This window comes from Sphingomonas oligophenolica (assembly GCF_006438955.1).
Classification (GTDB): domain Bacteria; phylum Pseudomonadota; class Alphaproteobacteria; order Sphingomonadales; family Sphingomonadaceae; genus Sphingomonas; species Sphingomonas oligophenolica_A.
The window spans coordinates 203319-225484 of record NZ_RCZK01000001.1; the positions used below are offsets into that span (position 1 = coordinate 203319).

Annotated in this window: 24 protein-coding genes; 6 read left to right on the forward strand and 18 right to left on the reverse strand. The window is 67.8% G+C overall.

The window, feature by feature from the left end:
* Positions 1-3: 3 nt before the first annotated feature.
* Genes EAH84_RS01040 through EAH84_RS01080 form a run of 9 tightly spaced genes read right to left on the reverse strand, consistent with a single transcriptional unit; the run spans position 4 to position 9034 of the window.
* A complete protein-coding gene (locus EAH84_RS01040) occupies positions 4-603 on the reverse strand; it encodes a flagellar basal body-associated FliL family protein (protein WP_140866368.1) in 600 nt (199 codons plus the stop codon).
* An 18-nt stretch (positions 604-621) separates the two neighbouring features.
* Positions 622-2208, reverse strand: coding sequence for a flagellar hook-length control protein FliK (locus EAH84_RS01045; RefSeq protein WP_140866371.1), 1587 nt, complete (start codon positions 2206-2208; stop codon positions 622-624).
* A gap of 35 nt (positions 2209-2243) precedes the next feature.
* A complete protein-coding gene (locus tag EAH84_RS01050; protein WP_140866373.1) occupies positions 2244-2666 on the reverse strand; it encodes a hypothetical protein in 423 nt (140 codons plus the stop codon).
* A gap of 1 nt (position 2667) precedes the next feature.
* Positions 2668-3999, reverse strand: coding sequence for a FliI/YscN family ATPase (locus tag EAH84_RS01055; RefSeq protein ID WP_140866376.1), 1332 nt, complete (start codon positions 3997-3999; stop codon positions 2668-2670).
* Positions 3993-4715: a FliH/SctL family protein gene (locus EAH84_RS01060; protein WP_140866379.1), complete on the reverse strand. Its 723-nt coding sequence runs from the start codon at positions 4713-4715 to the stop codon at positions 3993-3995. Before EAH84_RS01060 ends, EAH84_RS01055 begins: the two co-directional genes overlap by 7 nt.
* Entirely contained in the window at positions 4708-5715 is a 1008-nt protein-coding gene (fliG, locus tag EAH84_RS01065; protein ID WP_140866382.1) for a flagellar motor switch protein FliG, read from the reverse strand. Before fliG ends, EAH84_RS01060 begins: the two co-directional genes overlap by 8 nt.
* Positions 5712-7361 carry a flagellar basal-body MS-ring/collar protein FliF gene (gene fliF / locus EAH84_RS01070; protein ID WP_140866385.1) on the reverse strand — a complete coding sequence of 550 codons (1650 nt, stop codon included), beginning with the start codon at positions 7359-7361 and terminating at the stop codon, positions 5712-5714. Before fliF ends, fliG begins: the two co-directional genes overlap by 4 nt.
* Before the next feature lie 6 nt (positions 7362-7367).
* Complete coding sequence (gene fliE / locus EAH84_RS01075) at positions 7368-7745, reverse strand: flagellar hook-basal body complex protein FliE (protein WP_140866388.1); 378 nt, start codon at positions 7743-7745, stop codon at positions 7368-7370.
* Positions 7742-9034 carry a sigma-54 interaction domain-containing protein gene (locus EAH84_RS01080; protein ID WP_140866391.1) on the reverse strand — a complete coding sequence of 431 codons (1293 nt, stop codon included), beginning with the start codon at positions 9032-9034 and terminating at the stop codon, positions 7742-7744. The genes fliE and EAH84_RS01080 overlap by 4 nt, the downstream gene beginning before the upstream one ends.
* A gap of 280 nt (positions 9035-9314) precedes the next feature.
* Here EAH84_RS01080 and EAH84_RS01085 point away from each other — a divergent pair, with 280 nt between their 5' ends.
* Positions 9315-10139, forward strand: a complete 825-nt coding sequence (locus tag EAH84_RS01085; RefSeq protein ID WP_140866393.1) for a flagellin — start codon at positions 9315-9317, stop codon at positions 10137-10139.
* A 192-nt stretch (positions 10140-10331) separates the two neighbouring features.
* Complete coding sequence (locus tag EAH84_RS01090) at positions 10332-10817, forward strand: hypothetical protein (RefSeq protein WP_140866396.1); 486 nt, start codon at positions 10332-10334, stop codon at positions 10815-10817.
* 176 nt (positions 10818-10993) lie between these two features.
* On the opposite strand, the gene EAH84_RS01095 is transcribed toward EAH84_RS01090, so the two are convergent.
* Genes EAH84_RS01095 through nhaA form a run of 3 tightly spaced genes read right to left on the reverse strand, consistent with a single transcriptional unit; the run spans position 10994 to position 14479 of the window.
* Entirely contained in the window at positions 10994-12235 is a 1242-nt protein-coding gene (locus EAH84_RS01095; protein ID WP_241656391.1) for an MFS transporter, read from the reverse strand.
* Entirely contained in the window at positions 12222-13226 is a 1005-nt protein-coding gene (locus EAH84_RS01100; RefSeq protein WP_140866402.1) for a histone deacetylase family protein, read from the reverse strand. The genes EAH84_RS01095 and EAH84_RS01100 overlap by 14 nt, the downstream gene beginning before the upstream one ends.
* Positions 13226-14479: a Na+/H+ antiporter NhaA gene (gene nhaA, locus EAH84_RS01105; RefSeq protein WP_140866405.1), complete on the reverse strand. Its 1254-nt coding sequence runs from the start codon at positions 14477-14479 to the stop codon at positions 13226-13228. The genes EAH84_RS01100 and nhaA overlap by 1 nt, the downstream gene beginning before the upstream one ends.
* Positions 14480-14533: 54 nt before the next feature.
* Between nhaA and EAH84_RS01110 the strand changes: the two genes are divergently transcribed.
* Complete coding sequence (locus EAH84_RS01110; protein WP_140866408.1) at positions 14534-16069, forward strand: DUF389 domain-containing protein; 1536 nt, start codon at positions 14534-14536, stop codon at positions 16067-16069.
* Here the strand turns inward: EAH84_RS01110 and EAH84_RS01115 are convergent.
* Positions 16041-17615, reverse strand: coding sequence for a lysine--tRNA ligase (locus tag EAH84_RS01115; RefSeq protein WP_140866410.1), 1575 nt, complete (start codon positions 17613-17615; stop codon positions 16041-16043). The two genes, EAH84_RS01110 and EAH84_RS01115, sit on opposite strands and share 29 nt — an antisense overlap.
* A gap of 62 nt (positions 17616-17677) precedes the next feature.
* On the reverse strand, positions 17678-17980 hold the full coding sequence (locus EAH84_RS01120) for a hypothetical protein (RefSeq protein ID WP_140866413.1): 303 nt from the start codon (positions 17978-17980) through the stop codon (positions 17678-17680).
* A gap of 115 nt (positions 17981-18095) precedes the next feature.
* Between EAH84_RS01120 and EAH84_RS01125 the strand changes: the two genes are divergently transcribed.
* Entirely contained in the window at positions 18096-18854 is a 759-nt protein-coding gene (locus tag EAH84_RS01125) for an energy transducer TonB (protein ID WP_140866416.1), read from the forward strand.
* A gap of 262 nt (positions 18855-19116) precedes the next feature.
* Here the strand turns inward: EAH84_RS01125 and EAH84_RS01130 are convergent, their stop codons facing one another.
* The 4 genes from EAH84_RS01130 to EAH84_RS01145 form a co-directional block, all read right to left on the reverse strand.
* Positions 19117-20466, reverse strand: a complete 1350-nt coding sequence (locus EAH84_RS01130) for an ammonium transporter (protein WP_140866418.1) — start codon at positions 20464-20466, stop codon at positions 19117-19119.
* 11 nt (positions 20467-20477) lie between these two features.
* Positions 20478-20816, reverse strand: coding sequence for a P-II family nitrogen regulator (locus tag EAH84_RS01135; protein WP_140866421.1), 339 nt, complete (start codon positions 20814-20816; stop codon positions 20478-20480).
* 138 nt (positions 20817-20954) lie between these two features.
* Complete coding sequence (locus EAH84_RS01140) at positions 20955-21155, reverse strand: DUF2007 domain-containing protein (RefSeq protein WP_140866424.1); 201 nt, start codon at positions 21153-21155, stop codon at positions 20955-20957.
* Complete coding sequence (locus tag EAH84_RS01145) at positions 21152-21700, reverse strand: pyridoxamine 5'-phosphate oxidase family protein (protein ID WP_140866426.1); 549 nt, start codon at positions 21698-21700, stop codon at positions 21152-21154. Before EAH84_RS01145 ends, EAH84_RS01140 begins: the two co-directional genes overlap by 4 nt.
* A gap of 49 nt (positions 21701-21749) precedes the next feature.
* Here EAH84_RS01145 and EAH84_RS01150 point away from each other — a divergent pair, with 49 nt between their 5' ends.
* Together EAH84_RS01150 and EAH84_RS01155 are read left to right on the forward strand one after the other, a co-directional pair.
* Entirely contained in the window at positions 21750-21989 is a 240-nt protein-coding gene (locus EAH84_RS01150) for a type II toxin-antitoxin system CcdA family antitoxin (RefSeq protein WP_140866429.1), read from the forward strand.
* Positions 21989-22162 carry a CcdB family protein gene (locus tag EAH84_RS01155; RefSeq protein WP_140866432.1) on the forward strand — a complete coding sequence of 58 codons (174 nt, stop codon included), beginning with the start codon at positions 21989-21991 and terminating at the stop codon, positions 22160-22162. Before EAH84_RS01150 ends, EAH84_RS01155 begins: the two co-directional genes overlap by 1 nt.
* Positions 22163-22166 lie beyond the last annotated feature (4 nt).

The window sequence follows — 22166 nt, forward strand, 5'->3', positions numbered from 1 at the left end:
GCGTCACTGAACAACGAAATTGGTAAAGTAGACGTTACTAACGCCCCCGAAGCCCTCTTTTTCCTTGAGCGTCGCGTTGATCGCCTTGACCAGCCGGGCCTGCAAATGATGCTTGCCGTCGCTGGTGAACACCTCGTCCTCGGTGGTGTCGCCGAGCGCCATCAGGATCGCGGACCGCACCGCGATATCGTTGGTTTTCAGATGTTCGATGACGGTTTCGTCGTAGGGTGTCGAGACCGCGACCCCGACCTGGATGAAGTGCGTCGACTCCTGCAGGTTGGCGGTGAAATCCTTGTCCATCGCGTAATAGTTGGACGCGTATTTTTCGCCGCCCGATCCCTTGGGCGTCGACGCGCCCTTGGCTGCGGGCGCTTCTTCGCCGCCGTGGCCACCCTCGCCGCCGCGCTTCTGCTCGCTCTTGGGCACCAGTTTGGGACCGGTATCGACCGCGGTGGCGTGCCCGCCGATCAGCCCCGCGCTGGAGGCATAGACCCCCGCGCCAACCCCGCCGCCGACCAGCACCAACAGCGCGACGCCGCCGACCAGCAGCTTCTTCATCTTGCCCTTCTTCTTGGGTTCGGGGGTGTCGGTGGCTTCGCTCATGGTCGATTCCTCGTTGGGTTACGCGACGCGGCCCGCATCGGCATCGTCGGCCGTGGCGGAGTTGCGGGTGGGCGCGCGCCGGGGCGCGCTGGGAAGGGTGGGTTGCTGCTGGGGCGCGCGCTGCTGCTGGCCGGTGCCGGCGCTGCCCGCGTCGACACTGCTTCCCGACAACCGCAGTCCGCGCGATTCGGCGATGTCGGCGAGGCGCGTCTGCGAATCCTGGAGCAGCGCGCGCGTGCCAGCGTGTTCGGCCTGGAACCGAACCGCGACCGAATCGCCATCGCGGGTGATCGAAACATCGATCGTGCCGAGCGCGTCGGGAATGAGGCGGATCCGGGTGTCGGCGGCGCTGGCGGTGGCCGCGGCGGCGGTATCGCGCAGATGTTCGATCCGATCGATCATCGCGTGGGGCCAGCGATCCTGGCTTAGGTCGAGTGGTGCCTGTTGCGCGCCACCGGTCGCGGCGACCGTGGGATGCGCGGCGTCGGCGACCGGCTGCAGCGTGGCGGGATCGATCGTGCGATTGTCGGCTGTGCCGCGCTCGTTGCGGCGCGCGGCGGCGATCGCGGCCCCGAACACCTGCATCGCGGGGCCTTGGGTGATCGGCAGGGTCGCGAGTGGCGGTGCAGCCGCGGTCGGTGCGGTCACGACACCGGCGGGCAACGCGACGCTGTCCGCGCGACCATCGCCGCGATCGGTCGGCGCTTGGGCAAAAGCGATGGTCGAATCGCGGATGGCCGGTGCGACGACCGTGGCCGTGGTGTTCGTCGCCGTGATCGACGGCGGCGTGGTCGCGCGAGCAAGACCGGTCGGCACCGGTTGCGGAGCAACCACGGCGGCTGGCCGCGGCGTCGCGGTTCGAGCGGCGTCCGGTGGCATGGCCCCTGCCGTGATCTGCGGGGTGGTCAGGGGAGCGGATAGCGGGCGTTCGAGTGTAGCGGTGTCGCTCGACCGAATAACGGGTGCGGCGTCGTCGGTCGTCGATAAGGTCGCCAAGACGGGCGCGGGTGGCGTCTTTCCCTCGATGCGCGGCGACGGTTCTGTCGTCGGTGGACCGAGCACGGCAAGCGCCACGGGCGGCGTAAAGTTCGCCTGGTCGGGATCGGGTTCGGCGGTATCGTCCGCCAGAGCCTCGTCGGCATCCGAATCGATCGGCGAATTCACCGCGGTGTCGCCGCGAACGGTCGGCGATACCGTCGGCGCGAGCGAGGCGCGGCGCGCTGCAAATGGCGAGACCGGTTTGGCGATGTCCTTCGCCGGGGTTGGCAGCTCGACCGGGCTGGTCACCGAGGCTGCTTTTGACGTGACGACCGCCACGGGAGCGGCCGACGACCGCCATGCGATGGTCGGTGCGAGAGGTGATTGATCGGGAACGGGCGGCAATGGCGTGCCGGATAGGGCATCGGCTTGCCGGTCGGGCGATAGCGGTGGCGGTGTGAGGGTGAGGCCGGGCACTGGGGGTGTGGCACCCGCCGCGACCGTCGTTGCGCCGACCGCTTCCCACAGCAGCGCGCCGAAAACGGGCGGCGCATCGGGCGAACCGGTGCCGATCGCGATCGCAAGCGGGCTGGCGGTGGTGGTCGCGAAACTGGTCGAAAGAATCATAAGGGGTCGATCTCGGCGAAGGGTTTACTGATCGATTAGCAAGGATCGTGCCGGTTTTTCCGAAACGCGGGTGCGGCTTCGAGTGCGCGGACCTCCTTCAGCACGTCGTCGGCCTCGACGCGCGCGAGCAGCTTTTCGACCGCGCTCTGGTCGCGACGCGCGGCGCGGGTCGCCTCGCCCGCGACGGTGGCGCGATGATCGGCGGCTTCGAGGCGGGTCTGGGCGGCGCTGGCGGACTGGTGGAGCCGATCGCGATAATGCGCCGCCGCGGTGAGCGAGAAGCCAGCCGCTGCGGTCCGGGTCGGCGCGATCGCCTCTGCCAGCGCGGTGATCCGGGCGCTGAGCGCGGCCTCGCTCGCGGCGCGGTCGCGCGCTTGTGCCTCGTCGGCGCGGGAGAGGTTCAGCTGGATCGTGCGGACGCGGTGGATCCGGTCGAGCGTCTGGCGGTTGCGCGCCACCTCAGCCCTCGCCGAACACGCCGGTAAGCTCGGTGACCGCGTCGGTCAGGCTGACGGTCTCGTCGGCGTCTTGGCGGATATATGCCATGATCGCGTCGTGGCACGCGATCGCGGTATCGATCGCGGGGTCCGCGCCGGGGCGATACGCGCCCATCAGCACGAGGTCGCGATTCTCTTCGTAAGTCGCCAGATGGCGGCGCAGCACCCGCGACGCGGCGATATGATCGGGACCAACGATATCGGTCATCACCCGGCTGACCGAGGGGCCGATGTCGATCGCCGGATAGACGCCGCGTTCGGCAAGCGCACGGTTGAGGACGATATGCCCGTCGAGGATCGACCGCGCCGAATCGACGACGGGGTCGTTGCCGTCGTCGCCATCGGCGAGCACGGTGTAGATCGCGGTGATCGATCCGCCACTCGACACGCAGGTGCCCGCGCGCTCGATGAGATTGGGGAGCATCGCGATCGCCGACGGCGGATAGCCGCGCGCGCTGGCGGATTCGCCGAGCGCCAGACCGATTTCGCGCCCCGCATGTGCGACGCGGGTCAGCGAGTCCATGATCAGCAGCACTTTCTTGCCCTCGGCGCGGAACGCCTCGGCGATCGCGGTCGCGCGCAGTGCGCCGCGGATGCGCAGGACGGGGGAATGATTGGCGGGGACCGCGACGACGACCGAGCGCGCGCGCGCTTCGCCCGCGACCTTGGTTTCGAGGAAGTCGGCGACTTCTCTGGAGCGTTCGCCGATCAGTCCGATGACCACGACATCGGCTTGCGCCGCGCGGACGATCATGCCGAGCAGCACCGATTTGCCGACCCCCGATCCCGCCATGATCCCGACGCGCTGGCCCTGGCCGACGGTCAGGAGTCCGTTGATCGCGCGCACCCCGACATCCATCGGTTCGCGGACGCGCCCGCGATCGAGCGGCGATTGGATATGACCCGCCAGCGGCCAGTGGCCTGCGCCGCGGATCGGGCCGAGGCCGTCGATCGGCTTGCCCGCGCCATCGACGACACGCCCGAGCAACGCCGCGCCGACCTCCGCCTGGCCGGGTGCGCCGATCGGCCGGACCGGCGCCTGCGGCAGAAGCGCGGCGGGGCCACCGAGATTCATCATCAGCGTGCGGCCGTTGCGGAAGCCGATGACCTCCGCCTCGACCGTTCGGCCGTGCGATTCGCCGACCTGGCAGACGGTGCCGACCGGCAGCGACAGCCCGACCGCCTCCATCAGCAGCCCGTCATAGGAGGCGAGGCGACCCGCGACCCTGGCGACGGGCCGGAAATCGGCGCGCCCCAGGGTGTCGAGATAATCGGTGGTGAAGCGGTTCAGCATAGCGGGGGCACGGGCACGCGGTCGATCGCCTGCGCGAGCTGTTCGAGCCACAATTCGGGGCCGTCCTCGACGACGGTCGAGGCGCTTTCGAGGACGAAGCTGCCACGCGCTAGGGCGGAATCGCTCGCGGCAAAGACGGTCTTGGGCAGTTTTCCCTCGACCAGCACGACATCGTCAGGGTGGAGCCGGAGCAACGCCGATTCGGCGGCGTCCGCGAGCAGTTCGGCGGCGGATTCGACCCGCCCGGCGAGCAGCTCGGGCGAAATCCCGGCCTCGCCGACCAATTTGGTCACGAGGAACAACACCGTCTGGCGCAATTTGCGCGCCATCCGTTCGCGATCGAGTTGGCTGCCGGCCTGCAACGCGGCGGCGAGTTCGGCGAGCAGCTGTTGATCGCGCGATTCGCCCGCGCCCGCGGCGAGCGCGGCGTCTGCCAGTCCCTCGGCGTACCCCGCGGCGCGTGCGGCCTCGACGGGATCGACGAATTCGGTGGAGCCCGCGTCGGGGTCGAGCGGGTTCCAGCCCTCGGTCGGATTGGTGGCGGGGTTGGCGGGGCTGAAATGGCGCGGCTTGCCGCCGTTTCCGCCATGCGCGCGCGCGCGCGGGTCGCGGGGTGCGAAGCCCAATGGCGGCGCGAATGCGGCCTGCAACACGTCGGCCGCGGCGGCATGCCGTCCTGCATATCCGGCAGTGAACCCCGAAGACGCATCAGACATAATCGTCTTCGCCCGAACCCATCATGATCGTGCCGTCCTTGGCGAGGCCCCGTGCGATCGCGATCATCGCCTTTTGCGCCTCGAGCACATCGGCGAGCCGCATCGGCCCGCGCGCCTCCATCTCGTCGCGGATGCCGTCGGCGGCGCGCGCCGACATGCAGCCGAAGAAGCGCTCGCGCACCGCTTCGTCGACGCCCTTGAGCGCCTTGCACAGGATTTCGCCGTCGATGTTGCGGACGAGCGCGCCCAGATTCTTGTCGTCCATCTCCAAGAGGTTATCGAAGACGAACAGCGCCTCCTCGATCGCCTTGGCGACGTCGCGGTCGATCTTGAACAATTTGGGCATGACGCGTTGTTCGGTCGCCTTGCGCGCGCCCGACAGGATTTTCGCCGCTTCGCGGGTACCGCCGAGCGACACGCCGCTCTTGGTCGATGCGGTGCGGTGCGCGAGCACGCTCTGGAGCGTTTCGACCGCCTCCGGCGTGATCGGGCCTAGCCGCGCGATGCGGTGGAGGATATCGGGCTGAACCGCCTCGGGCAGCAGTTCGAGCACGCGGCCCCCGACGCCGGGATCGAGGTTTGCGATGATCACCGCGGCGATCTGCGGATGTTCCTTTTCGACCATCGCAGCAATCTCGGTCGCATCGAGCCAGCCGAGCATTTCCAGTTCGCACGCCGCCTCTACCGGCGTGATCCGGGCGAGGACGCTTTCGGCCTTTTCGGGGCCGAGCGCGCGATTCATCACCGCTTCGATCTTGGGGCGCGGGTCGAACCCGATCGCGGTGCGGGTGCGGGCGTGACCGACGAAATCGTCGAGCACGTCCTCGACTTCGTGTTCGCTGACGTCGGCGACCGCGAACATCGCCTTGCCGAGTTCGCGCACCTCGTCGGGGTCGAGCTTTTGGAGGATCGCCGCGGCTTCCTCCTCGCCGACCAGCATCATCAGCACCGCGGCGCGTTCGACGCCGGTATAGGTGCGGATCGCGGTGGCCGCGGTCACTTCGCGTCGGCCTTGATCATGTCGCGCACCGCGAGCGCGGCGCGAGTCGGATTGTCGCGCGTGAAGCCGCGGACCGCGCCGATCCGCTGGTCGTAGCCGCGGGTCGATTCGAGCTGGTCCAGGCTGACCGGGCCCGCGACGCCATCGGCGGAGGCGGCCGGGCCTTCGAGCCCGGCGAGCGCGGCACGCGGGGCTTCGTCGCGCTTCTTCATCAGCGCCTTGGCGAGCGGGCGCACACCGAGCAACAGCACGAGCAGCGCGATCAGGATCGCGGTCGCGTTGCGCGCCAGCACCGGCAGCCAGGCATTGTCGTACCAGGCGGGACCGGCCGCGGCGGCAAGGTCGTTGGCCGCGAATTTGCGGCTGATCACGGTGACGTTGTCGTTGCGAGTCTGGTCGAACCCGACCGTGCTTTTTACCAGATCGGTGATCTGGTTGATCTCCATCTGGGTTCGGCGGGTCTTGTCGGGATCGCGGAGCAGCACCGCGACCGACAGCCGCTTGATCGCGCCGGGCGCGTTGCGCGTCACCGATACTTCGCGACCGAGGTCGTAGGCGCGTTGAAACTGGTCGGATTGCTTCATCGGATCGGGCGCGGCGGCCCTTGCGGCGGGCGATCCGCTCGCACCGTTGGCGGCTTGCGGGGTCTGCAGCGTGCTCGCGGGCGGGGGGGTGTTGCTCAGCACGCCGGGAATCCCGCCGGGCGCGGCGTTGGGGGTCGCCTGGTTCCCGGTCCAATTGCCGGTTTCGGCGCGCAGCACACCGTCCTTGTCGTAGCTTTCGCGGGTTGCCTGGGTCTCGTCGAGATTGACGTCGGCCTGAACCTCTGCGGTGAAATTCCCTGCGCCGACGAGCGGGGTCAGCAGCTGGATCAGCTGCTGGCGGTATTTGTCCTCGACCTTGCGCTGCACCTCGAGCCGCTGGTCGCCCGCGGGATCGCCCGCGCCGCCGGGCTTCGACAGCAACGCGCCGAGTTGATCGACGATCGTGACGCTTTCGGGCTTCATTCCGGGCACCGAACTCGCGACGAGGTTGACGATCGACGAGACCTGCGATTCGCCGAGCGATCGGCCGCCCTGTAGCTTGACGATGACCGACGCCGAGGGGCTGGCATTGTCACGGACGAACACGCTGGATTCGGGCATCGCAAGGTGGACGCGCGCTTCGGCGATCGAGTCGAGTTCCTCGATCGATTTGGCAAGTTCGCTTTCGCGTGCCTGGCGGAGGCGTTCGCCCTCGACCGCGCGGCTGACGCCCATCGGCAGTTGATCGAGGATCGCATAGCCGCCGGGCGCGGCCTTGGGCAGGCCCTGGCCCGCGAGCAGCATCCGCGCCTTCGCATAATCGTCCTCGCCGACGGTCAAGGCGCCGGTGCCCTGATCGATATGGCTCTTGATGCTGGCCTGATCGAGTGCGCCGGTGACGGCGGCCTTGTCGGCATCGGGCAGGCTGGTGAACAGCGTCTTCTGCGTCGGCGTCGACAGCGCCATCCACGCGAGCGCGGCGGCGCCGATCAGCGCGATCATCAGCGCCATCGGCAGCGAACGGCGAACCGCGGGCTGCGCCATCACCCCCCTGATCTGCTGGAGCGGGTTGGCGAAACGCTCTGGGACGAACGCGGGCGTGGTGGTGAGGGCGGTGGTCATCTCAGATTATACCGGCATGCTCATAATGTCCTTGTAGGCGGACAGGAGTTTGTTGCGGACCTGCAACGTCGCCTCGAAGCTGACCGACGCCTGCTGGCGCGACAGCATCACCTTGGCGATGTCGACGGTTTCGCCGCGTTCGTAGCTTTCTGAGAGCTTGGCGGCCTGGTCCTGCGTTTCGTTGACGCTTTTCAGCGCCGTATCGAGGGTGTCGGCGAAGCTGGTCGGCTTCGTTTCGGTCGCCCCGGTCGCTGGGGCGGCGGGGCCGCTGGCCCCGGCCCGCGCGAGCGCCTGATTCTTTTCGAGGATCTGCGCGCGCAGCGCCATCACCCGATCGATCCCGCCGAGCGCCGGGGCGCCGCCGATCCCGCCGATGGCGCTCATGCCTGCGCACTCCAGCTAGGCATAGGCGCGAGTTCCTCGCCCTGCTCACGCGCCTTGGCGAGACGATAGCGCAGCGTGCGTTCGGAAATGCCGAGCCGCCGCGCGGTTTCGATCCGGCTGCCGCCGCACGCCTTCAACGTTTCGCGGATGGCATGGAATTCGCTCAGCTGGACGACGTTGTCGAGCGTCGCGGGTATGGTTGGCTGCGCCACGACCGGCGCGGGTGCGGCGCGGTCGAAGGTGAAGCGGACCGGGCGATCGAACAGGATGTGGCTCGGTTCGATGGTGTCGCCGGCCGCGAACAGCAACGCGCGCTGGATCACGTTTTCGAGCTCGCGGACGTTGCCCGGCCAATCGTGGCGGATCAGTTCGTCGATCGCTGCAGGGGTCGGCCACGGGATCGTCGACCGGTTGCCCGCGTGGCGCAGGATCATCGTCGCGGCGAGCGCCGGAATGTCCTGCGGGCGTTCGCTGAGCGATTTGGTGGCGAGCGGGAAGACCGCGAGCCGGTAATAGAGATCGGCGCGGAAGCGGCCCGCGGCGACTTCGTCCTGGAGATCGCGGTTGGCGCAGGCGATGACGCGGACGTCGATGGCCTGCGCGGCGGTCGCGCCAATCGGCACGACCTCGCGTTCCTGGAGGACGCGGAGCAATTTCGACTGCAGCGTCAGCGGCATCTCGGCGATCTCGTCGAGCAGGATGGTGCCGCCATCGGCGGCGCGGAAGAAGCCCTCGCCGCCCGACGACGCGCCGGTGAAGGCGCCCTTCTGGTGGCCGAACAGCATCGCTTCGAGCATGGTTTCGGGCAGCGCGGCGCAGTTGATCGCGATGAACGGGCCGTCGCGGCGCGGCGAGCCGTGGTGGATCGCGCGGGCGAGGACTTCCTTGCCGGTGCCGGTCGGGCCGTTGATGAGGACGGTGATGTCGGCCTGCGCGACCCGGTCGGCGAGCGCGAGCAGCGCGAGGCTTTCGGGGTCGGCGGCGGTGGGAGTGTCGGGTCCGGCGATCAGCGCGCGCGCGAAGGCATAGCCGACCGCGGTGTCGCTACCCTCGAAGGCGATCCGCGCGGGATTGCCGTCGCGCGAGGGGATCACGTGGCGACCCTCCTCGCCGATCACGACGGTGCGCGCGGGCGCGGGCGGGGTTTCGCCTTCGGCGACGAGGAACAGGTCGTTCGAGGTCGGTTGCGTGCCCTCCATCGTCCCGACCCCGAAACCCTGCGCACGCAGGCTCGAGATCAGAGCGTATTTGCGCTTGGTGATGGCGGCGGACGGAAAGATCGAACGCATGCAAATTCCCCTTGGACAAACCGCGAATGGGGCAGCGTTGGTAAACGCGGCGTTAAATATGCCGCGCTCCGGCAAGTTATTTCCGGGGGCGTGGCCCGCGCATCGCGCGCGCGCGGCTATGACTAGTGAAACAGCCGGGAACTGGGGAAACAGCTGGGCGCAGCGGTGCGTCGTTTTTTTCCGCTTAAGTCCCGTGCGCCGCAGCCGTTACCCCCTTTGGCGGCTCGGCCCTCCGCTCTGGGGGCGGCGGGGAAACGCCGGACTTAATGGAGATAGACCCATGACTGTTATCGCTTCGAACATCTCGGCGCTCCGCGCCGCAACCGCATCCAACTCTGCCAGCATGATGCAGCAGACCGCGATGGAGCGGCTGTCGACCGGCAAGCGGATCAATTCGGCCAAGGACGACGCGGCCGGCCTCGCGATCTCGAACACCATGACCTCGCAGATCCGCGGCATGAACCAGGGCATCCGCAATGCCAACGACGGCATCTCGATGGCGCAGACCGCCGAAGGCGCGCTGGGCGAAGTCACCAACATGCTGCAGCGCGTTCGCGAACTTGCCGTCCAGGCATCGAGCGGCACCTATAGCGCCGACGACAAGACGAACATCCAGTCGGAAGTCACCGCGCTGACGACCCAGATCACCAGCACGCTCGCCAACACGCAGTTCAACGGCAGCACGCTGTTCGACGGCAGCGCCGGGACCTCGGGTGTCGTCACGATCCAGGCGGGTGCGAATGCGAGCGACACGGTCGACCTGACGCTCAGCACGCTGACGACCGACACCACTATCACGGCCGCAACGGCTGTCGATCTGACGACGGGTGGTTCGGCAGCGATCGCGACGATCGACGATGCGCTGAAGACGGTGAACACGACCCGTGCAGGCCTGGGTGCCTCGCAGAACCAGCTGCAGTCGGCGGTCAACAACCTGACCTCGAACTCGACCAACCTGTCCGACGCGCGCAGCCGCATCGAAGACGCCGATTTCTCGGCCGAATCGACCGCGCTCGCCAAGGCGTCGATCCTGAGCCAGGCCTCGACCGCCATGCTCGCCCAGGCGAACCAGAGCCAGCAGGGCGTACTGAAGCTGCTTCAGTAATCCCGGTGTCGGTGCCGGCACCGCCCCCCGGACGAGGGTGACGGCGCCGACGACACGCTTCCGCTGGACGGAAGGGCGTGGAGGACCCCGGCGGCAGCGATGCCGCCGGGGTTTTTCGCGTTCGGCCACCGCGGCCGTTCACTGCGCGGTGCGGGTGTAGCGCGACTTGGTACGGCGCGGCGGCGGCGCCATATGTCACTCGCGAATGTTTCGGCAGGGGAGGTGAAGATGGTGGCGACGCTGGTGATGTTGTGGCTGGTGATGGCGGTTGCCCCCGAGACGCCGGTCGGTCGGGCGTTGTGGCGCGGGTTCGTCGAGATGCCGGCGCAATTTCTAAACCGGATCACGCGCGGGCACGTGCTGCTGACGGCGTTGCTCGTCGCGACGGTCGTCGGGGTGGTCTGGCTGATCGGCGAGGAGGCCGTGCGACTGCTGTCGATGGCATCCCCCGAGGCGTTGTCGTGGTTGGTAATGGTCGACGCGGCGTCGCTGCTCGATGTCGCGATGGGCGTCGTGCTGGTCGCGACGTCGGTGCGAATCGGTGCGGCGTGGGCGCGGGTCGGCGCGGCGTGGCGGCGGGTGGTACGACGACCACGTGCGGTGCGAACGAGGCCCGTTCGGACCGAGCGAGCGGCAGACAACGACGACGAGGAGCCACGACGAGCGATGGCGGCCTAGGTGTTTGGTCTTGCATGATAGTCGTCCGCACAACCGCCATGGATGGTGGGAATGACGGTCGCCGATTGACGCTGCCCCGCGGCCTCACACCCGACGAATATATCGCGCGCATCCGGATAGACGACCCAGCGCAATTCACCATCGATCCGTGTCGCCACGCCGCAGACATTGCGCGCTTACGCCTCCAACCCCGGCGGCGGATCATTCACCGCCAGCGGCGGCACCCGGAACAGCATGATCCCGATGACCAGCGCCGCGACCGACAAGACCAGGCAAAATCCCGCGACCCCCGGCCACCCGGCGCGGGTCCATGCGACCCCGCCCGCCGACCCCAGCACGCTCGATCCCAGATAATAGAAGAACAGATAGAATGCCGCCGCCTGCCCGCGATTGGCCAGCGCGCGGCGCCCGACCCATGCGCTCGCGATCGAATGCGCGCCGAAGAACCCCACCGTCGTCATAGCGATCCCGCCGATCACTAGTGCCAACGGCACGGCGGCGGTCAGCGCGACGCCCGCGATCAGCAGCACGACCGGGATCCAGAACACCCGCCGCCGCCCTATCCTGCCCGCCAGCGATCCGAACCACGCCGAACTGATCGACCCCAGGATATACAGCAGGAACACCAGCCCCACCGCCGCCTGGCTCAATGAATAGGGCGGGCCGAGCAGCCGGAACCCTGCATAATTATACACCGTGACGAACACCCCCATCAGCAGGAACGCCTCCGCGAACAACAGCCGCATCGCGCGGTCGCCGAACAGCGTCGCCGCCGCGCGCGTCAAATCGCCGATCCGCCCCGCGCTTGCGACGAAGCGGCGTGACGGCGGCGCGAGGCGGCGAAACGCCTCCGCCATCGCCAGCCCCGCGACCCCGACCCCGCCGAGCGCCCAGCGCCACCCCGCGACATCCGCGATCAGGCTCGCGATCAGCCGCCCGCCCATCCCGCCCAAGGCGCTGCCCGCGATATACAGCCCCATCGCCGCGCCGACCGAGGCGGCGTCGACCTCCTCCGCGACATAGGCCATCGCCACCGCGGGCACGCCCGCGAGTGCGATCCCGGTCAGCAGCCGCAGCCCGAGCAGCGCGTACCATCCCGGGGCGAGCGCCGCCGCGGTCGACAGCGCGCCCGCCGCGATCATCGCCGCCACCATCAACGGTCGCCGCCCGACACGGTCGGACACGAACCCCGCCAGCAGGATGCCGATCGCCAGCGGCCCCGTCGCCAGGCTGACCGCGAGCGACGCCGCCTCCGCGCTCAGCCGGTATTGGGCGGCGAGCAACGGCAACAATGGCTGGACCGCATAGAGCAGCGAAAACGTCGAAAATCCCGCGAACAGCATCGCCAGCGTCAACCGCCGATAGTCCGCCGATCCCCGTGCGTGGCCGTCGGAACCCGGCCCGCTAGAATCCGGCAAGGAAGCGCGCGACGTTGTCGCCCAGTGCGGCGACCGCATAGCCGCCCTCGAGCAGTACCACGGTCGGCCAGCCACGCGCCGCGATGTCGCGCGCGAGCGTGGTGTAATCCGCGGTCTGGAGCGCGAACGCCGAAATCGGGTCGCCCGCCCAGGTGTCGGCGCCGAAGCTCACGATCAGCAGGCCCGGCGCGAACCGCGCGATCGCGTCGAGCGCGGCGGCCTGCGCCGCGCGGAACGCGTCGATCGTCGTGCCCTGCGGCAGCGGCAGGTTGAGCGTTGCGCCCGCCCCGTCGCCCGCGCCGGTCTCGTCGGCATGGCCCCAATAGAACGGATAATCGGTCGCGGGATCGGCGTGGATTGAGGCGTAGAACACGTCGCCGCGTTCCCAGAAGATGTCCTGCGTCCCGTTGCCGTGGTGATAGTCGATGTCGAGGATTGCGACCCGCCCGATTCCCGCATCGCGCGCCGCCTGCGCCGCGATCGCGGCATGGTTCAGGTGGCAGTATCCGCCGCAATAATCCGCGCCTGCGTGGTGGCCCGGTGGCCGGCACAGCGCGAACGCGGCGCGCTCCCCCGCCAGCACCGCATGCGTCGCCGCCAGCGCCGATTGCGCGCTGGCATAGACCGCGGCCCAGCTGTCGGGCGTGATCGGAGTCGTCGCGTCGAACGCATGCGCGCCCAGCAACGCATCGATCCGCGACAGCGCCAGCGGTCGCCGCCCCCGAATCGGAAACGCATAGGGAATCGCATCGCCCTGCCGCCCCGCCTCGCGCCACAGCCGCGGCGCGGCCTTCAGGAAGTCGACATAGGCCGCGCTGTGGACCGCGCGGATCGGCGTCTCGCCGCGATCCTCCGGCTCCTCGGTCGCGCCGATCGCGGCAAGCACCGCATCGACCCGCGCCGGGGTCTCGGCGTAGGCGGCGAACCCGCCATTATGGAGCTCCTGCGTCGGCGCGTGGCGCGCCTGGGCCGGCGCATAAAACGCGCGCATCACGCCGCGGCCTTGCCGCGCCCGCTCGCCAGCACGAGTATGACCACCCCCGCGATCGCCGACAGGATTGACCCCGACAGCACCCCGATCTTCACCGCGTCGACCATCACGGGGTCGGAGAAGGCAAGCCCGCCGATAAACAGGCTCATCGTGAACCCGATCCCCGCGATCAGCGACAGCCCGTAGATCTGGCTCCACGACACCCCGCGCGGCGGTTTGGCGATGCCGAGCTTGGTCGCGCCCCAGATCGCGCCGAAGATGCCGATCTGCTTGCCGACGAACAGCCCCGCGGCGATGCCGAGCACCAGCGGGTCGCGCAGCGTGGCAAGGCTGGTGCCGCCCAGCGCGACGCCGGCATTGGCGAACCCGAACAGCGGCACCACGACATAGGCGCTGATCGGGTGAAGCGCGTGTTCGAGCCGGTGGAGCGGCGAATCCTCACTGTCGGGTGTACCGGGCGATGGCCTGACCGGGATCAGCAGCGCGGTGATCACGCCTGCGATCGTCGCGTGGATTCCCGACATCAGCACGAACAGCCACAGGAACCCGAACCCGACCAGATACGGCCACAACCGCGTCACCCCGCGCCGGTTGAGGACATACAGCGCCACGACCGTCACCCCCGCCAGCATCAACGGCACAACGTGGATGCTCGCGGTGTACGCCACCGCGATGATTGCGACCGCACCCATGTCGTCGACGATCGCGACCGTCGTTAACAACAGCTTGAGCGACGACGGCACCCGGCTGCCGAGCAGCGCGAGCACCGCGATCGCGAACGCGATGTCGGTCGCCGCGGGGATCGCCCAGCCCGATTGCAGCCGCGTGTCGTGCCCCGCGATCGCCAGATAGACCAGCGCGGGCACCGCCATCCCCGCGACCGCGGCGATGAACGGCAACCGCCGCCGCTCGGCACTCGCCAGCCGCCCGTCGACGATCTCGCGCTTGATCTCGAGCCCGACGAGCAGGAAGAACAGCGCCATCAACCCGTCGTTGATCCACAGATGGACCGTCATCGGCCCGAGCTCGGGCGACAGGATCGGTCCGGTTTCCGCATGGAGCAGGTGGAAATAATCGTCGGCCAGCCCGGGCACGTTGGCGACGATCATCGCGAGCGCGGCGGCGACGATCAGGATCATCCCACCCGACGCCTCGCTGGTCAGAAAATCGCGCAGCGTCGACCGGTATCGTTCCCGCGCGACCGTGACGATCGCCTTGGTGACGCTGGTCGGGTTCGGGGGTTCGACGGCCATGTCGTTCGGGTAACCGCTGGCGAAGACCACGCAAAGCCCCTAACCACATCGGCCATGGCGGAAACCGGCCCCCATCACGTCCTGCTCGCCTGGTGGCGGACGCATGCGATCGCGCAGGTCGAGCATCAGGCGGTCAACGAACGCGTCCACGAAGATGCGGGGTGGAGCCAGCGCTACCTGTTCAACACCGCAATGTCGGCGGGGATCGCGATCCTGGGGCTGTTGCTGTCCTCCCCCGCGGTCGTGATCGGCGCGATGCTGATCTCGCCATTGATGGGGCCGATCATCGGCCTGGGGTTCGCGCTCGCGACCGCCGACGCGCACCAGATCAAGCGCGCCAGCACCGCGCTGATCGGCGGATCGGTCTTCGCGGTCCTGTTCTGCGCGCTGCTCGTCCTCGTGTCCCCGCTCCAGAACGTGACGACCGAGATCGCGGCACGGACGCGGCCCAATTTGTTCGACCTGCTCATCGCGCTCTTTTCCGCGCTCGCGGGCAGCTATGCGACGATCCGCGGGCGCGCGGGGACGATCGTCGGAGTCGCGATCGCGACCGCGCTGATGCCGCCGATCGCGGTCATCGGCTTCGGGCTCGCGACGTGGAACGGCACCGTCTTTTTCGGGTCGCTGCTGCTGTTCGTCACCAATTTCGTGACGATCGCGCTCACCGCGGCGGTGATGGCGCGGATCTACGGCTTCGGGCCGACCTTGTCGCCGCACCAGACCGCGTTCCAGAGCATTGCGATCCTCGTGACGCTCGCGCTGCTGGCGGTCCCACTCGGGCTGTCGCTGCGCCGGATCGCGTTCGAGAATTTCGCCAATAGCTATGCCCGCCAGGCGGTCAGCGACGTGTTCGGATCGCAGGCTCGGATCAGCCAGCTCGACCTCGATTTCCGCTCGTCCCCGATTAAGCTGACCGCCACCGTCCTGACCCCCACCTATCGCGCCGACGCCAACCGGAAGGTCGAACGGACCTTCGCCAAGGCGGCGGGGCAGGGCGCGGCGGTGTCGATCGAGCAATATCGCGTCGGCACCGGCCCCGGCGCGGCCGAAGCTGCAGCACTCCAGGCCGCGGCGAGCCAGGGCAGCGTCAGCTCGGTCGACGCGGAGGTCGCCGAACTGGTCGAACGGCTCGCGTTGGTCGCGGGCGTCGACCAGGGGCAGATCATGGTCGATCGCGACAACAAGCGTGCACGCGTTGCGGCGACGCTGCTGCCCGGAGCGCAGCTTTCCGCCTATCACCTCCTCGAATCGAGGGTGGCAGGCGTCGAGCCGGGCTGGACGATCGCGCTCGTGCCCCCCGCCGCGCCGCTGCCCGACGTCAGCTTCGGCGACGACGATGCCCCCGACGCGGCGGGGCGCGCCGCGTTGGGGGAGGCGATCTGGGCGGCGAAACGACTCGGCCTCGCGATCGAGGTCCGCGGGCCGATCGCGCAGGCGACCACGGTGGTTCAGGCATTTGCAAAGGCGGGCATCGCCGCGACGCGGGTCGGCGGCGGGCGGACGGTCACGCTGCGCTGGGCGGTGCCCGACCCGACCGCGACGCCGTTGCCCGCCCCCGGCGCTACGCCGACGCCAGCGCCTCCGCGATAAGGCGGCGGGTGTTGGCGATGCCGAACAGCGCGATGAAACTCCCCATCCGCGGTCCCTGGCTCGATCCCAACAGCGTCTCGTACAGCGCCTTGAACCAGTCGCGCAGCGACTCGAACCCAGCGGTCTTGCCGATCTCGTAGACGATCGTCTGGATGTCCTCCGCGCTGGCATCGTCGGGCAGCGCGGCGAGGTCGGCGTCGAGCCGCTTCAGCGCGGCGCGCTCGATCGGATCGGGCGCACGGCGCTTGAGCGTTGGCGCGACGACATCGCGCACGTACGCGAGCGCGTAATCGATCAGCCGGTCGAGCGCCGGATAGGCCGCCGCTGAGGCCTGTTCGACATAATTGCCGAGATATCCCCACACCTGTTCACGGGTCGCATCGCCGCCCATCACCCCGACCAAATTGAGCAACAGCCCGAACGTCACCGGCAGCGCCTCGTCGGGCACCGTGCCGTCATGGATGTGGTGGACCGGGTTGCCGAGCTTCTGCTTCCAGTCCTGATCGGCGTAATTGCCGCGGAACTGCCAGTAATCGTCGATCGCGCGCGGGATTACCCCCATGTGGAGCTGCTTGGCCTTCTTGGGCTCACGATAGGCGTAGAACGCCAGGCTCTCGTCGGGGCCATAGGTCAGCCATTGCTCCAGGCTCAGCCCATTGCCCTTCGACTTCGAAATCTTCTCGCCCGCTTCGTCGAGGAACATCTCGTACACGAAGCCCTCGGGCGGCCGCCCGCCAAGAATCCGTGCGATCTTCGAACTCTGGATGCCTGAATCGATCAGGTCCTTGCCGTACATCTCGAAGTCGACGCCCAGCGCGACCCAACGCATCGCCCAATCGACCTTCCACTGCAGCTTCGCGCGGCCCCCGAACACCGATTGTTCGATCCGCTCGCCCGCATCGTCGAACGCGATGATCCCCGCCGCGGCATCGACCACCTCGACCGGCACCTGTAACACGATGCCGCTCGTCGGGCTGATCGGCAGCACCGGCGAATAGGTCGCGCGGCGTTCGGCGCGCAGCGTCGGCAGCATCACGTCGAGAATCGCCTGATAATGGTGCAGTACACCCTTCAGCGCTCCGTCGAACCGGCCGCCTTCATAATAATCGGTCGATGACGCGAACTCATACTCGAACCCGAATCGGTCGAGGAATTCGCGCAGCATCGCATTGTTGTGCGCGGCAAAGCTGTCGAACTTGTCGAACGGATCGGGAATGCGCGACAGCGGCTTGCCGAGGTGTTCGGTCAACATCGCCTTGTTGGGGACGTTGTCGGGCACCTTGCGCAGCCCGTCGAGGTCATCGCTGAACGCGATCAACCGGGTCGGCTGGTCGGACAACGCATGAAACGCATTGCGCACCATCGTCGTGCGCAGCACCTCGTTGAAGGTGCCGATGTGCGGGAGGCCCGACGGCCCGTACCCGGTTTCGAACAGGATGGGATCGCCCCCCGGCTTGCCGTCCGGATAGCGCTTCAGCAGCTTGCGCGCCTCTTCGTACGGCCAGGCCTTGGACCCGATGGCGGCGGAGCGGAGGTCGTCGGTCATGATGCGATGCGGTAGCGCGAACCCGCGCGCGCGTCACCCCATGCCGACGACCTCAAACGTCCTTAGCGGCAGCGGTGGGGAGCGGAAATCGTGCGATCGATCGCACGCCCCGCGAATGCGCCGCCAACTGCGCCCGCCGCGGTGCCTAGCAGCCCGTGGCCGACGATCGACTGCCCGACCAGTGCGCCACCGACGCCGCCCGCGACCAAGCCGGTGGTCCCGCTCGAATGGCGGCAGCGCTTGACGTGATGATAGCTGCGGCTGGCATAATGGCGGTGACGTGCCTCTGCCTTGCTCGTGGGCACTGCCATCGTGGCGGGGATAGCAAGCGATACTGCACTCAGCATCAGAACCAAATTACGCATGGGTCGATCCTTCAGCACCGGGAATCGGTGTCGGTAGCGTAACGGTTGTCGATCGATTCGGTTGCGTCGCATCGCGCAACCGCCGGTTCAGACAACCGATCGTAGAGGCGCTCGAATGTACGGTGAACAGCCCATCAGCCGCGAACGCGCGGGATCGATCGTCGCGGTCGCGGCGATCCATTGCGCGATCGGTTACGCCCTCCTGACGGGGCTGGCGGTAGATTTTCCGCGCAAGGTCGCCGATTCGCTGGCGACCTTTACGATCCTGCCGCCCCCCGCCAAGCCGGAGCCCAAGCCACAGCCCAAACCGCGCAAGGATCGTGCGCCCCGCAAGGAGGGGGCCGCCGCGCCCGCCAATTCGACGGCTAAGGCGACCGAGATCGTCGTCCCTCCGGTCGTCATCCCACCGCCCCAACCGCCCCCGATCGTCGCCGCGATCAAGGCCTCGACCGGGGCGAACGATCATAGTGGCAATGCCCCGGTTCCCGGTCCGGGGACCGGCAGTGGCGGGGTCGGCGAGGGCACCGGCAGCGGTCGCGACGGCGATGGTCCGGGGGGCGGCGGCGGCGATGGCGAAGGGTTCGAATTGATCAGCCGCGACCTGCGCGATAACGACTTTCCGCGCGGCATGCCCGACGACGGTCGACCCCATCGCGTGCGCACCAAGATCATCATCGGCACCAGCGGCCGCGTGACCGCCTGTACCGTCATCGCCGCCAGCGACAGCGCCGCGCTCAACGCGTCGATCTGTGCCGTCCTGATCAAGCGTCTCCGGTTCCGCCCCTCGACCGACGCGCGGGGCCGCCCGGTCGCGGACTATGCGTTCTGGGAGCATGTCTGGAGCAGCGGCTATACCGAGCCCGACGAAAACTAAGGCGCGATGACGTGAAGCCGATCCACTGTTGAACCGTTCGCCCTGAGCCTGTCGAAGGGCGGTGAGTCTCATCGTGCTTCGACAGGCGCAGCACGTACGGCGCAGTGCAAGGTTGTCGCGCTCTGACCGCTCTTGGCGTCACGATAGGAAATCACAAAAAAGAGCCCGGTACGTCGCCGTACCGGGCTGAGGTCGTCCGCAGGAGGAACGTCGGTGGGGAGCGGGGCTAGCCAGCCAGCCAGCGTGGCGGCCCCGCGCCCGATCAGTTGTAGGCGCGCTCGCCGTGTTCGCCGAGGTCGAGGCCTTCGCGCTCGACATCTGCCGAGACCCTGAGGCCGGTGACCGCCTTGGCGACGTAGATCGCGACCGTGGTGCCGACCGCCGCCCACACGATCGTCGCGCCGACCGTCGCGAGCTGGACGACGAGCTGGTGGCCCATCTCGAAATCGGCCTTGCCCGGCCCGCCGAGCAACGGCGCATAGACGATGCCCGTTCCGATCGCGCCGATCATCCCGCCGATGCCGTGGATCCCGAACGCGTCGAGCGCGTCGTCGTAACCAAGCTTCGGTTTGAGGAATGACACCGCATAATAGCAAACGATCGAGGCGACCGCGCCGAGCACGATCGCGCCGAACGGCCCCGAATTGCCCGCCGCGGGGGTCACCGCGACCAGCCCGGCAACGATGCCGGAGCAGAAGCCGAGCGCCGATCCCTTGTGGCCATTGACCCGCTCGATCAGCATCCAGGCAAGACCTGCGCTCGCGGTCGCGACGAAGGTGTTGATCATCGCCAGCGCCGCCGACCCGTTCGCCTCGAGCGCGCTGCCCGCGTTGAAGCCGAACCAGCCGACCCACAACAAGCCGGTGCCGACGCCGGTCATCGTCAGCGAATGCGGCACGATGCGCTCGGTCGGATAGCCGATCCGCTTGCCGAGGATCAGCGCCGCGACGAGGGCCGAGACACCCGCGTTGATATGCACCACGGTGCCCCCCGCGAAATCGAGCGCGCCCATCTTGAAGAACAGCCCGCCCGATGCCCACACCATGTGCGCGACCGGGAAATAAACGATCGTCAGCCAGATCGCGCCGAACACCATCACCGCGCTGAACTTCATCCGCTCGACGACCGATCCGAGCACGAGCGCGACGGTGATCGCGGCGAAGGTCATCTGGAAACAGATGAAGACATATTCGGGGATCGCGACGCCTGCGGTAAAGGTCGCGGCGGTCGATTCCGACGTGACGCCGCGGAGAAAGGCCTTGCCGAAGCCGGAGATGACATCACCCCCGCCGTCGCCGAACGCCATCGTATAGCCCCACATCACCCAGATCAGCATCGCGAGGCACGCGACCGCCCCGATCTGCGTCATCGTCGCGAGCATATTCTTGGCGCGGGTCAGACCGCCGTAGAACAGCGCGAGCCCGGGCAGGATCATCATCAGGACAAGGACGGTGGAGGTCATCATCCACGCGGTATCGCCCTTGTCGACCGTCGGTGGCGACGCCGCCGCGGCGGGCACCTGCAGCGCAGCGTCCTGCGCCCAGGCGGGCAGCGCCAGGAACAGCGCCGTGCCCGCGCCTACATGAGCGGCAATCTTCAATGCGTGTTTCATTCCGTCCCCCCTCACAGCGCAGAATCGTCGGTTTCGCCGGTGCGGATCCGCACCGCCTGGCCGACATCGAGCACGAAGATCTTGCCGTCGCCGATCGCGCCGGTGTTCGCTGAGGCTTGCACCGCCTCGACGACGCGGTCGGCCAGGCCGGCGGCGCAGACCACCTCGATCTTGATCTTGGGCACCATATTGGTGCTGTATTCGGCACCGCGGTAGATTTCGGTCTGGCCCTTTTGCCGCCCGAAGCCCTTGACCTCGGTTACCGTCATGCCGGCCACTCCCAACGTGGTGAGCGCTTCGCGCACCTCGTCGAGCTTGAACGGTTTGATGATCGCGATGATGAGTTTCATCCGTACCCCCCCAGTTGGTCGTGATGCTGCATCGCAACACTCGTGCCAGATGCGCAACCACGGGGAAGCGCGGAACGGACGCGCGGTGACATCAAATCGTGCGTAAAATAGGATCAGCGCGGGGCGGCTGCCTGCTTTTTAGGCAGCGTCGACGATCGCCTTGGCCGCGGCGAGATCGTCCTCGTCGACCATCACCCGCACCGGGATCAGCAGATAGCTGCCATCGGCGATGCTCGTGCCGCCATCGAAGACGACCGCGGGAATGCCTTCGGATTCGAGCCGTCCCGCAACGATATTGGCAAGATTGCGATCGAACCGCCCGACCTCGACCAAGCTCATGCGGGTATCACCGTCTGCGGGCGGACCGGAAACCCGTCGATGCTCCGCGTCCGCGTTGCCATCGTCGCGAGATAGGCATCGGGCTCCTGCTGCGCGTGGTATTTCACCAGCGTCTGGCGCTCCTTTTCCAGCGTCATCCGCGGCACGCCCCAGCCGCAACTCGTCTGCAACCCCTCGACCGCGATCGCGAAGATCTGCCGCGTCCCCGGCAGCAGCTCGAAATGTGCAGCGAGCGGACTGAATCCCTCGTCCTGTGGCAACACCGCGCGGCCACGGCCATAGATCCGCAGGATCAGCGCGGGGTTGTCGAACGCGCAGAACATGATCGTGATCCGCCCGTCGGCGCTGAGGTGCGCCTGCGTCTCGTTCCCCGATCCGCCCAGATCGAGATAGGCGACGGTCGAATCGTCGAGCACGCGGAAACTGTCCATGCCCTTGGGACTGCAATTGATCCGCGCGCCATCGGCGGCGGTCGCGACGAAGAACACCGGCTGTTTCGCGATAAAGTCGCGATGGTCGCGGTTGACGTGATCGAAGAATTCCATCGCCCGGCTCCGGATTGACGCATTCGCGCCCGACCTATATCTTTCGATCATGGCAACGTCGATTGATGATCGCGGCCCCCGTGCCGCTCGACATGCTCGGCGCGATCCGTTTGCCGAGGCCAAATCCTTGAATCTGGACGTCACCGGACTCGACGAGGCGGGAGCGCGACGCGCGGTCGGCAAGGAACAGGCCAGACAATATTACGCGGAAAACCGCGAATCCGTCGATGCATATAACGCTTGGATCAAAAAGAACGGGCTGCCGCTCGATAAATACCGACTCTTCTGATGGCGCAATTCGACGTGTACCGACTGTCGTCGGGTGACGTCGTCGTGGACTGCCAAACCGATCAATTATGGCATCTGGCGACCCGCGTCGTGGTGCCGCTGTTCGCCGACCATGAGGGCGTGCCGCCCAATGCGCGCCTCAATGCGGCTTTTCCGATCGATGGCGCGGAATGAATAT

What these genes read in the sequence shown, in the direction of transcription:
- EAH84_RS01140 (WP_140866424.1), bottom strand. Translation starts at nt 21,155, where the DNA reads ATGAGCTTGGTCGAGGTCGGGCGGTTCGATCGCAATCTTGCCAATATC.
- EAH84_RS01130 (WP_140866418.1), bottom strand. Translation starts at nt 20,466, where the DNA reads ATGAAACACGCATTGAAGATTGCCGCTCATGTAGGCGCGGGCACGGCG.
- EAH84_RS01100 (WP_140866402.1), bottom strand. Translation starts at nt 13,226, where the DNA reads ATGCGCGCGTTTTATGCGCCGGCCCAGGCGCGCCACGCGCCGACGCAG.
- EAH84_RS01150 (WP_140866429.1), top strand. Translation starts at nt 21,750, where the DNA reads ATGGCAACGTCGATTGATGATCGCGGCCCCCGTGCCGCTCGACATGCT.
- EAH84_RS01115 (WP_140866410.1), bottom strand. Translation starts at nt 17,615, where the DNA reads ATGACCGACGACCTCCGCTCCGCCGCCATCGGGTCCAAGGCCTGGCCG.
- EAH84_RS01060 (WP_140866379.1), bottom strand. Translation starts at nt 4,715, where the DNA reads ATGTCTGATGCGTCTTCGGGGTTCACTGCCGGATATGCAGGACGGCAT.
- EAH84_RS01110 (WP_140866408.1), top strand. Translation starts at nt 14,534, where the DNA reads ATGGCGGAAACCGGCCCCCATCACGTCCTGCTCGCCTGGTGGCGGACG.
- EAH84_RS01155 (WP_140866432.1), top strand. Translation starts at nt 21,989, where the DNA reads ATGGCGCAATTCGACGTGTACCGACTGTCGTCGGGTGACGTCGTCGTG.
- EAH84_RS01125 (WP_140866416.1), top strand. Translation starts at nt 18,096, where the DNA reads ATGTACGGTGAACAGCCCATCAGCCGCGAACGCGCGGGATCGATCGTC.
- fliF (WP_140866385.1), bottom strand. Translation starts at nt 7,361, where the DNA reads ATGACCACCGCCCTCACCACCACGCCCGCGTTCGTCCCAGAGCGTTTC.
- EAH84_RS01085 (WP_140866393.1), top strand. Translation starts at nt 9,315, where the DNA reads ATGACTGTTATCGCTTCGAACATCTCGGCGCTCCGCGCCGCAACCGCA.
- EAH84_RS01055 (WP_140866376.1), bottom strand. Translation starts at nt 3,999, where the DNA reads ATGCTGAACCGCTTCACCACCGATTATCTCGACACCCTGGGGCGCGCC.
- EAH84_RS01120 (WP_140866413.1), bottom strand. Translation starts at nt 17,980, where the DNA reads ATGCGTAATTTGGTTCTGATGCTGAGTGCAGTATCGCTTGCTATCCCC.
- EAH84_RS01045 (WP_140866371.1), bottom strand. Translation starts at nt 2,208, where the DNA reads ATGATTCTTTCGACCAGTTTCGCGACCACCACCGCCAGCCCGCTTGCG.
- EAH84_RS01090 (WP_140866396.1), top strand. Translation starts at nt 10,332, where the DNA reads ATGTCACTCGCGAATGTTTCGGCAGGGGAGGTGAAGATGGTGGCGACG.
- nhaA (WP_140866405.1), bottom strand. Translation starts at nt 14,479, where the DNA reads ATGGCCGTCGAACCCCCGAACCCGACCAGCGTCACCAAGGCGATCGTC.
- EAH84_RS01080 (WP_140866391.1), bottom strand. Translation starts at nt 9,034, where the DNA reads ATGCGTTCGATCTTTCCGTCCGCCGCCATCACCAAGCGCAAATACGCT.
- EAH84_RS01145 (WP_140866426.1), bottom strand. Translation starts at nt 21,700, where the DNA reads ATGGAATTCTTCGATCACGTCAACCGCGACCATCGCGACTTTATCGCG.
- EAH84_RS01135 (WP_140866421.1), bottom strand. Translation starts at nt 20,816, where the DNA reads ATGAAACTCATCATCGCGATCATCAAACCGTTCAAGCTCGACGAGGTG.
- fliE (WP_140866388.1), bottom strand. Translation starts at nt 7,745, where the DNA reads ATGAGCGCCATCGGCGGGATCGGCGGCGCCCCGGCGCTCGGCGGGATC.
- EAH84_RS01040 (WP_140866368.1), bottom strand. Translation starts at nt 603, where the DNA reads ATGAGCGAAGCCACCGACACCCCCGAACCCAAGAAGAAGGGCAAGATG.